This is a genomic window from bacterium (assembly GCA_016873475.1).
GTDB lineage: Bacteria > Krumholzibacteriota > Krumholzibacteriia > JACNKJ01 > JACNKJ01 > VGXI01.
The window spans coordinates 1-7,669 of record VGXI01000160.1; the positions used below are offsets into that span (position 1 = coordinate 1).

Annotated in this window: 6 protein-coding genes; 5 read left to right on the forward strand and 1 reads right to left on the reverse strand. The window is 71.6% G+C overall.

Going from position 1 to position 7,669, the window contains the following annotated elements; genetic code table 11:
* Positions 1–1,728: hypothetical protein (locus FJ251_11805; GenBank protein ID MBM4118396.1), on the reverse strand; the 1,728-nt coding region annotated here is incomplete at its 3' end.
* A 248-nt stretch (positions 1,729–1,976) separates the two neighbouring features.
* On the opposite strand from FJ251_11805, the gene FJ251_11810 reads away from it, so the two are divergent.
* From FJ251_11810 to FJ251_11830, 5 genes are all read left to right on the forward strand, one after another.
* Positions 1,977–3,230, forward strand: coding sequence for a hypothetical protein (locus FJ251_11810; protein ID MBM4118397.1), 1,254 nt, complete (start codon positions 1,977–1,979; stop codon positions 3,228–3,230).
* A 433-nt stretch (positions 3,231–3,663) separates the two neighbouring features.
* Positions 3,664–4,839 (forward strand): 2-C-methyl-D-erythritol 2,4-cyclodiphosphate synthase, encoded by a 1,176-nt coding sequence (locus tag FJ251_11815; GenBank protein MBM4118398.1) that lies wholly within the window; start codon positions 3,664–3,666, stop codon positions 4,837–4,839.
* A complete protein-coding gene (locus FJ251_11820; protein MBM4118399.1) occupies positions 4,836–6,311 on the forward strand; it encodes a glutamate--tRNA ligase in 1,476 nt (491 codons plus the stop codon). Before FJ251_11815 ends, FJ251_11820 begins: the two co-directional genes overlap by 4 nt.
* 174 nt (positions 6,312–6,485) lie before the next feature.
* A complete protein-coding gene (locus FJ251_11825; protein ID MBM4118400.1) occupies positions 6,486–7,289 on the forward strand; it encodes a helix-turn-helix domain-containing protein in 804 nt (267 codons plus the stop codon).
* Entirely contained in the window at positions 7,133–7,492 is a 360-nt protein-coding gene (locus tag FJ251_11830) for a hypothetical protein (protein ID MBM4118401.1), read from the forward strand. Before FJ251_11825 ends, FJ251_11830 begins: the two co-directional genes overlap by 157 nt.
* Positions 7,493–7,669 lie beyond the last annotated feature (177 nt).

The window sequence follows — 7,669 nt, forward strand, 5'->3', positions numbered from 1 at the left end:
CGGGCCGCCCGCAGCGAGACGGAACAGGTAGACCCCGCTCGGCAGCTCCCGGCCCTCGCCGTCGCGGCCGTCCCAGGCCAGACGCCGCTCGCCGGCCGGGCCCTCGCCGAGGGCGAGGCGCCGCGCGAGGCGGCCCGTCGCGTCGTAGATCGCGAGCTGGGCCTCGCCCGCCCGCGGCTGCACGAAGCGCAGCTCGGTCTCCGCGCGGAAGGGGTTCGGCATCCCGGTGATGCGCAGGCCGCCGAAGGGCGTCTCGGCCACGCCGGTGCCGTTCAGAAGCTGGGCGATCGCCGCGCCGAGGTCGGGCCGCGGGCCGATCTGCTTCGTCGGATCCAGGTGCGGCACGCCCGTGTCGTGCAGGAGGCCGCGCAGCGCGGCGGGCGTCAGCGGGGCGCCCGTGTAGGCGCGGGAAATGCCCTGCAGGCAGAGGCCCGAGCCCGTGATCATCGGCGAGGCGCCGCTGGTGCCGCCGAAGGTGGAGGTGTAGTAGAAGCGCGGGCCGCCGCTGCTATAGAGATCGCCGTAGCCCGTGGTGACGATCGAGGAGCCCCAGGCGTGCACGTCCATGCGGCTGCCCCAGTTCGTGAACCACTCGGCGACGCGGCCGGTCGGCGTGCCGGCGCCCACCATGATCGCGCCCGAGTCGCGCACCGTTCGGTTGAAGATGCCGCCCCAGTGGGCGGCGTCGAGATCCTGCGTGCCGTTGGCGCCGGCCTCGACGCAGACGATGCCCAGTGCCCAGGAGCTGGTCCAGATGACGTCGTAGTTGGCCTGCACGTACTCCATCGGCGTGGCGCTGTAGCCGGGCGGGTACATCTGCAGCTCGATCAGCCAGACGTCGCCGGCGCTGAGCTGGTTCACCGCGTCCTGGAAGCGGTGGGGGACATTCGGCCACTCGGCCACGGTGATCGCCTCCACGCCCCAGTTCACATCGGGAGCGAATCCCTTCACGCCGTAGCTGTTGTGCATGCCGATGACTTCGCCCAGCACGGCCGTGCCGTGGTCGATGTAGCTGGGGTCCATCGCCGCGCCGCCCTGGAAGAAGAAGGTGGCTGGGTTGAAGTCCTCGTGGTTGAGGGTCCAGCCCAGCTCGACGTCGATGAAGTGCATGCCGGCGCCGCGGCCGCCAAGTGTGGCCCAGGCCGCCGGGGCGTCCAGGCCCACGGGCGGGTCGTAGAGGTAGCCCTGCATGCCGCTGTAGTCGGGGGTCGGCAGCGGCAGCGCCGCCTCGCCCGCGCGCGCAGCGCCGAGAATGACCGCGGGCTCGCAGATCGGCGCCGGGTGCGCGATCTCGACGGCCGGGTCGGCGTTGAGCGCGTTCAGCATGTCGGCCAGAGCGGCGCGGCCGCCGGGTGCTTCGACGTCGAACCAGAGCGAGAGGTCAGGCCCCATCTGCCCGCTGGCCGCCTCGCCGGCGGCCTTGAGGGCGGCGGCGCGCGCGGGCTCGATGGCGAAGGTGCTGCGCAGGGTCGCCGCGCGGGCCAGCAGCGCATTCACGGCGCTCAGGCTTGCGCCGCGGGCGGAGGCGAAGCGGCCGGCACTCGCGTCGAGGCGCACCGCGCTGCCCTCGACGAACTTCACGTGCAACCAGGCCGGGTCGAAGGTGGCCAGATCGGCCTCGCCCCAGGCACGAACGGGGCTGACCGGCCGCGTCGTCGTGTCGAGCGCGAGGGCGAGGGTGGGCAGGAGCAGGCAGAGGAGCAGCGCGAGCAAGGCGAGACGCTTCATGGGGCGGACCTCCCGAGGGTGTGGACCCTTGATTCTAGCACGCTTGGCGTCACCTGCTGGCGAGATGATTTCGAAACCACGCAATCACTGGGGGTTGCTGCGACACCTCTAGTACCCGCCTGCAATTGATTGATATCGGATCTGTTTATCCTTTGTCCTCTCCCGCTTTCCGGGTGAGGGGATCCGTTTATCGTGGACTCCACTTCGATCGGAGCAGTAGCATCGCCCTCAAGCTCCCGGGGCACTCAATGAGCCACGTACGCAAGAAGGAGGATAGCTCGATGTCAATCGCACAGGGATCGAGGGTAAAGGCCTCGCTTTGGCTTCATCTCATCGGACTGGTGACGATCCTGTTAGCGGCCGGCTGCAGCGACGATGATCCGACCGCTCAGGATGTCCCGGAGATCCCGGAGCTGGCCTACGTCGGCTCTGCGACCTGCGGTACGTCCGGCTGCCACCAGGCTGTGTACGAAACCTTCGTCGAGTCCGGCCATCCGTACAAGTTCACCTTGGTCCAGAATGGGGAAGCGCCCGTCTATCCCTGGGACGCGGAGAACGGCGGCGGCATCGCGGTAGCGGGCACGCCGGCGGGAACGGACTGGGACGACATTCTCGGCGTCATCGGTGGCTTCGGCTGGAAGGCCCGCTTCGTGACGGCGGACGGTCAGGTGATGACCGGCGCCGGCGTCCAGTGGAACTTCGAGACAGAGCAATGGGTGGCCTACAACACCGGCACCCCGACGGCCTATCAGTACAGCTGCTTCAAGTGCCACACCACGGGGGCCACCCCCGAGGGCGAGTGGAAGCCCGGCGTGCCCGGCAGCTTCGTCTTCGGCGGCATCCAGTGCGAGGAGTGTCACGGTCCGGGTGCTCAGCACGCCTTCGATCCCGAGCTTTTCGTCATGCCCATCGATCGGAGCTCGGAGGCTTGCGGCGACTGCCACACTCGTGACGCCGCCCGGCGGATCGCCGCGAAGAACGGCTTCGTGCAGCACCACGAGCAGTACGATGAGTGGCTGCACTCGCCCCACTCGGGGCGGGTGGCCTGCATCGACTGCCACGATCCCCACGCATCGGTCATCTTCGACGAGGTGGCATTGGGCGACGGCGTGAAGGTGGACTGCACGTCCTGCCACCCGGCGGCCTACGCGGCGGGCCAAGCGGAGAACAGCCATATCGCCGGTCCTGACTGCGTCGATTGCCACATGCCGCAGACGGGAAGGAGCGCGGTCTCTTCGAACAACTACAACGGCGACATCAGCTCGCATCTGCTGTCGATCCGGACCGATGCGGTTTCGAAGACCGAGATGTTCACGGCTGACGGGAGCTTCGTGGTACTTGACGAGCAAGGCCAGGGTAAGGTCACCCTGGACTTCGCGTGCTATGGCTGCCACAAGGACCCGGGTGGCGTTGGCGGTTCCTTCAGCATCAAGACGCTGGAGGAGCTTGCGGCGAAGGCCGCCGGCATCCACGACGGCACCTTCTTCACGGCCAAGCGCTGACGGGCATTCGGCCCCTGATCGAGATGCGCCCGGACGCTGTGTCCGGGCGCATCGCTGTTTTCGGGATAGGGGCGTGCCGCTAGCGGTGGATGTCAAAGAGCTCGTCCATGGAGGCTCTGGAGCCTTGCCCGGGGCGCAAAAACGCTTCAAACCGCCATGCGGCCGTTCGTGGTTATGGGAGTCCTTCCGGTCGGGTAAGCCCTGGGCTCGTTGCTTTGAGTTCGTGAAGCTGCAGGCGTACGCTCAGCCGCGCCAGGCCATGCCGGTGCAGCACGGCCGATACCGTCGAACGCGGCACCGCGCGCTGTGCGGCGATCTCCCAGCTCGTCCGCCGCTGACGGCGCAGGCGCAGGATCTGAGCTAGGCCAGGCGATCGCTGGTCTTGAAGGAATCCAAGGTCCACGGGGCGGGCACCCTGTGCTAGAGTGCGGCCATGCTGGACCGCCTCTGGATCGTCGTGGTGGCCGGCGGCAGCGGCAGCCGCCTGGGCGGGGAGACGCCCAAGCAGTTTCTGCCCCTGGCCGGCCGGCCGCTCCTCCTGCACTGCCTGGAGCGCTTCGCGGGCGTCCTGCCCGCCGCGCGGATCGTGCTCGTGCATCCTGCCGGGGAAGCAACGCGCGTTGCCGCGCTGCTGCCGGCCGCGCTCGCTGGAGTCCGCCTCGCCGAGGGCGGCGCCACGCGCCAGGCCTCGGTGGCCGCTGGGCTGGCGGCGATCCCCGAGCGCGAGGGCTTCGTGGCCGTGCACGACGCGGCGCGCCCCTTCCCGCCGGCTGCCGCGCTCGCCGAGTGGCTCACGCGCCTCGCGGCCGCCGGCAGCCAGGCCGGACTGCTGCCCGTGCTCGCCGTGCCCGACACCGTGCTCACTGTAAGCGAGGGCCGCGTGCGCGGGCGCCTCGATCGCACGCGCCTGGGCCGCGCGCAGACGCCGCAGCTCTTCCCCTTGCCGCTGCTCCGCGCCGCGCACGCCGCCGCGCTGGCCCGCGGCGAAGCAGACGCCACCGACGACGCCGGGCTGCTCCTCGCCCTGGGCAAGGAGGTGATCGCCGTGCCGGGCGATCCCGCGAATCTCAAGATCACCACGGCCGAAGACCTGGCCGGCGCCGAGCGCCTGCTCGGCGCGCCCGCGCTGCGCGTCGGCCAGGGCTTCGACTCGCATCGCTTCGACCCCGCGCGGCCGCTCATCCTCGGCGGGGTGAAGGTGCCGAGCACAGTCGGCGGTCTGGCCGGCCACTCGGACGCCGACGTGCTGACCCACGCCATCATGGACGCCCTGCTGGGCGCCGCCGCACTCGGCGACATCGGCCGCCACTTCCCGGACACGGACCCGGCCTATGCGGGCGCGGACAGCCTTGCCCTGCTCGCCCGCGTGCGCGCGCTGCTCGCGGACGCGGGTCTCGCGCCCTGGCAGGTGGACGCCACGGTCATCGCCGAGCAGCCGAAGCTCGCGCCTCACATCGACGCCATGCGCGAGCGCTTGGCCGAGGCGCTGGGGCTGCCGATCGCGCGCGTCTCCGTGAAGGCCAGCACCAACGAGCGCATGGGCGCCCTCGGCCGCGGCGAGGGCATGGCGGCGCTCGCCATCGCGCTGGTGCGGGAGCTGCCCCAATGAGTACGATTGAGACCACGCTTCCCGGCAAGGTGCGCGTGCGCTTCGCGCCCAGCCCCACGGGCACGGCGGAGAGCAGCCTGCACATGGGCGTGGCGCGCACGGCGGTCTTCAACTGGCTCTTCGCACGCGGGCGGGCGGGCCGCTTCATCCTGCGCATCGAGGACACGGACGCCGAGCGCTCCAGTGCCGCCAGCGAGCGCGCCATCATGGAGAGCCTGGCCTGGCTGGGCCTGGACTGGGACGAGGGGCCCGACATCGGCGGACCGGCCGGGCCCTACCGGCAGTCGGAGCGCCTCGATCGCTACCGCGAGGCGGCGGCGCGGCTGGTCGCCGAGGGCAAGGCCTACCCCTGCTTCTGCGCCGAGGAGCGTCTCGAGGCCGCGCGCGAGCGGGCCCGCGCCGAGGGCCGCTCGCCGCGCTACGACGGCAGCTGCGCCCGCCTCGACCCGGCCACCGCCGCCGCGCGCGCGGCGCGCGAGCCGCGCGCGATCCGCTTCCGCGTGGCCGAGCGGGCCGTCACCGTGCGCGATGCGCTTCGCGGCGACGTTACTTTCCAGGCCGGCACGCTGGGCGACTTCGTGCTACTGCGCGCGAGCGGCCTGCCCGTCTACAACTTCGCCTGCGTGGTGGACGACGCGGCGATGGCGATCACCCACGTCCTGCGCGGCGAGGATCACCTGGCCAACACGCAGCGGCAGCTCCTGCTGTACGAGGCGCTCGGCGCGGCGCCGCCCGTCTTCGCGCACCTGTCGATGATCCTCGGCGAGGACCGCACGAAGCTCGCCAAGCGCCACGGCGCCGTGTCGGTGGAGCAGTACCGGGCGCAGGGCTATCCGCCCGAGGCGATCGTCAACTACCTGGCGCTGCTCGGCTGGAACCCCGGCGACGGCCGCGAGGCGATGACGCGCGAGGAGCTGATCGCGGCGTTCACGATCGAGCATCTCAACAAGGCCGGGGCCGTCTTCGATGCCGCCAAGCTCGACTGGCTGGCCGGCCTGAAGATCCGCCACGCCGGGCCCGAGGCCCTGCTGCCCGCCGCGCGCGCCTTCCTGCCCGATGAAGACGACGCGCGCCGCCTGCTCGAGATCCGCGCCGTCATCGACCACCTGCGCTGCGCGGCGGATCTGCCGCGCGAGCTGGCGCTGCTGCGCGGCCCGGCGTCTGCGCCGGACGATGAGGCGCAGCCCTGGCTCTCGAACGCCGCGCTGTTCGCGGCGCTCGCCGAGCTGCTGGTCGCCCCCGGGGGCGGGCCCGCCGCGCGCGAGACCGTCGGCGGCGAGCTGACGGCCGAGGAGTTCAAGGCGGCGCTCACGGCGGCGGGCAAGCAAGTGGGCGTGAAGGGCAGGGAGCTCTTCATGCCCGTGCGCGCTGCGCTCACGGGCCGCACGCATGGGCCCGAGCTGCCGGCCGTGGCGGCGATCCTGGGCCGCGAGCAGGTGCTGGCGCGCCTCAGGGCCTTCATCTCGCCTTGATCCATCAAAGGGCATGCGCACGAGCGGCGTCCACGGCGCCTGCCAGGCCCCTCGTCGCGGGGCAGGATGCGGCGCACTTTGTACACGTGTACACTCCGCCTCGGTCAGGGCCGCGAAGGCAGCCAGTAGCTCGCCCTTCGCCTCAGCGTGCCCAAGCATGCGAAGGAGTCCACCATGGCCAGCCGCGCCGCCCGTCCCCTGCCCACCGAGATCGACGCCATCGCCCGCGGCTACTGGGCGAGCCGCGCCCTGCTCACGGCCATCGAGCTGGACCTGTTCACGGCGCTGGGTGAGGGCGCCACGGCTGCGGAGATCGCCGCGCGCGCGGGCACGCACGCCGCTGCCACCGCGCGGCTGCTGAACGCGCTGGTCGGCCTGGAACTGCTCGCGAAGGACGGCGAGCGCTTCCGCTGCACGCCAGCCGCGCGCGACTTCCTCGCCGCGGGTGGGCCAGACGACAGCCGCGCCTCGCTCGCCCACCTCGCCAACCTCTGGGAGCGCTGGGGCACGCTCACCGAGTGCCTGCGCCAGGGCGCCCGCGTCAGCGGTCCCCAGCGCAGCGACGACCCCGAGTGGACGCAGGCCTTCATCGGTGCCATGCACCGTGGCTCCGGCCAGCGCGCACCCGCCCTCGTGAGCGCGCTGGTCGCGGAGGGGCTGCTGGCGGGGCGGCGCCGCGTGCTGGACCTCGGCGGCGGCTCGGGCGTCTACTGCCACGCCCTCCTGGCCGCCCTTCCTGAGGCCCGCGCCACTCTCTTCGACCTGCCCGAGGTGGGGAACTGGCCCGCGGCTACGCCGAGGCCGCCGGGCTGGCCGCGCGCATGGACTTCCTCGCCGGCGATCTGCGCGAGGGCCGCTTCGGCGAAGGCTATGACCTGGCCCTCGTCTCGGCCATCTGCCACATGCTCTCGCCGGCCGACAACGCCGCGCTGCTCGGCGCGCTGCGGCGGGCGCTCGCCCCGGGCGCACTGCTCGTGATCTCGGATTTCATCCTGGACGAGAACCGGGCCACGCCCAGCTTCGCGAGCCTCTTCGGCATCAACATGCTGGTGGGCACGGGCGGCGGCGACAGCTACGCGGAGAGCGACTACCGCGCCTGGCTCGCGGCCGCCGGCTTCGCAGAGGTCCGGTGCCTCGCGCTGCCGGGGCCGGCGGATCTGGTGGTGGGGATCCGGCGCTAGCCGCTCGCGCGATTACAACTTTGGTTGTGCCGCGGAAATTGTGTCAATCAGGTTCGCTCGGCTTCGCCCGCCGCCGATGGCCATCGTCTCAGCTGGCGTACCGGAGTCGATGCCCGCGGTTGATGCCCAGGGCCGGCGTCCTCTCGTCGCCTGTGTAGATTCGAACCCAGACCGGCT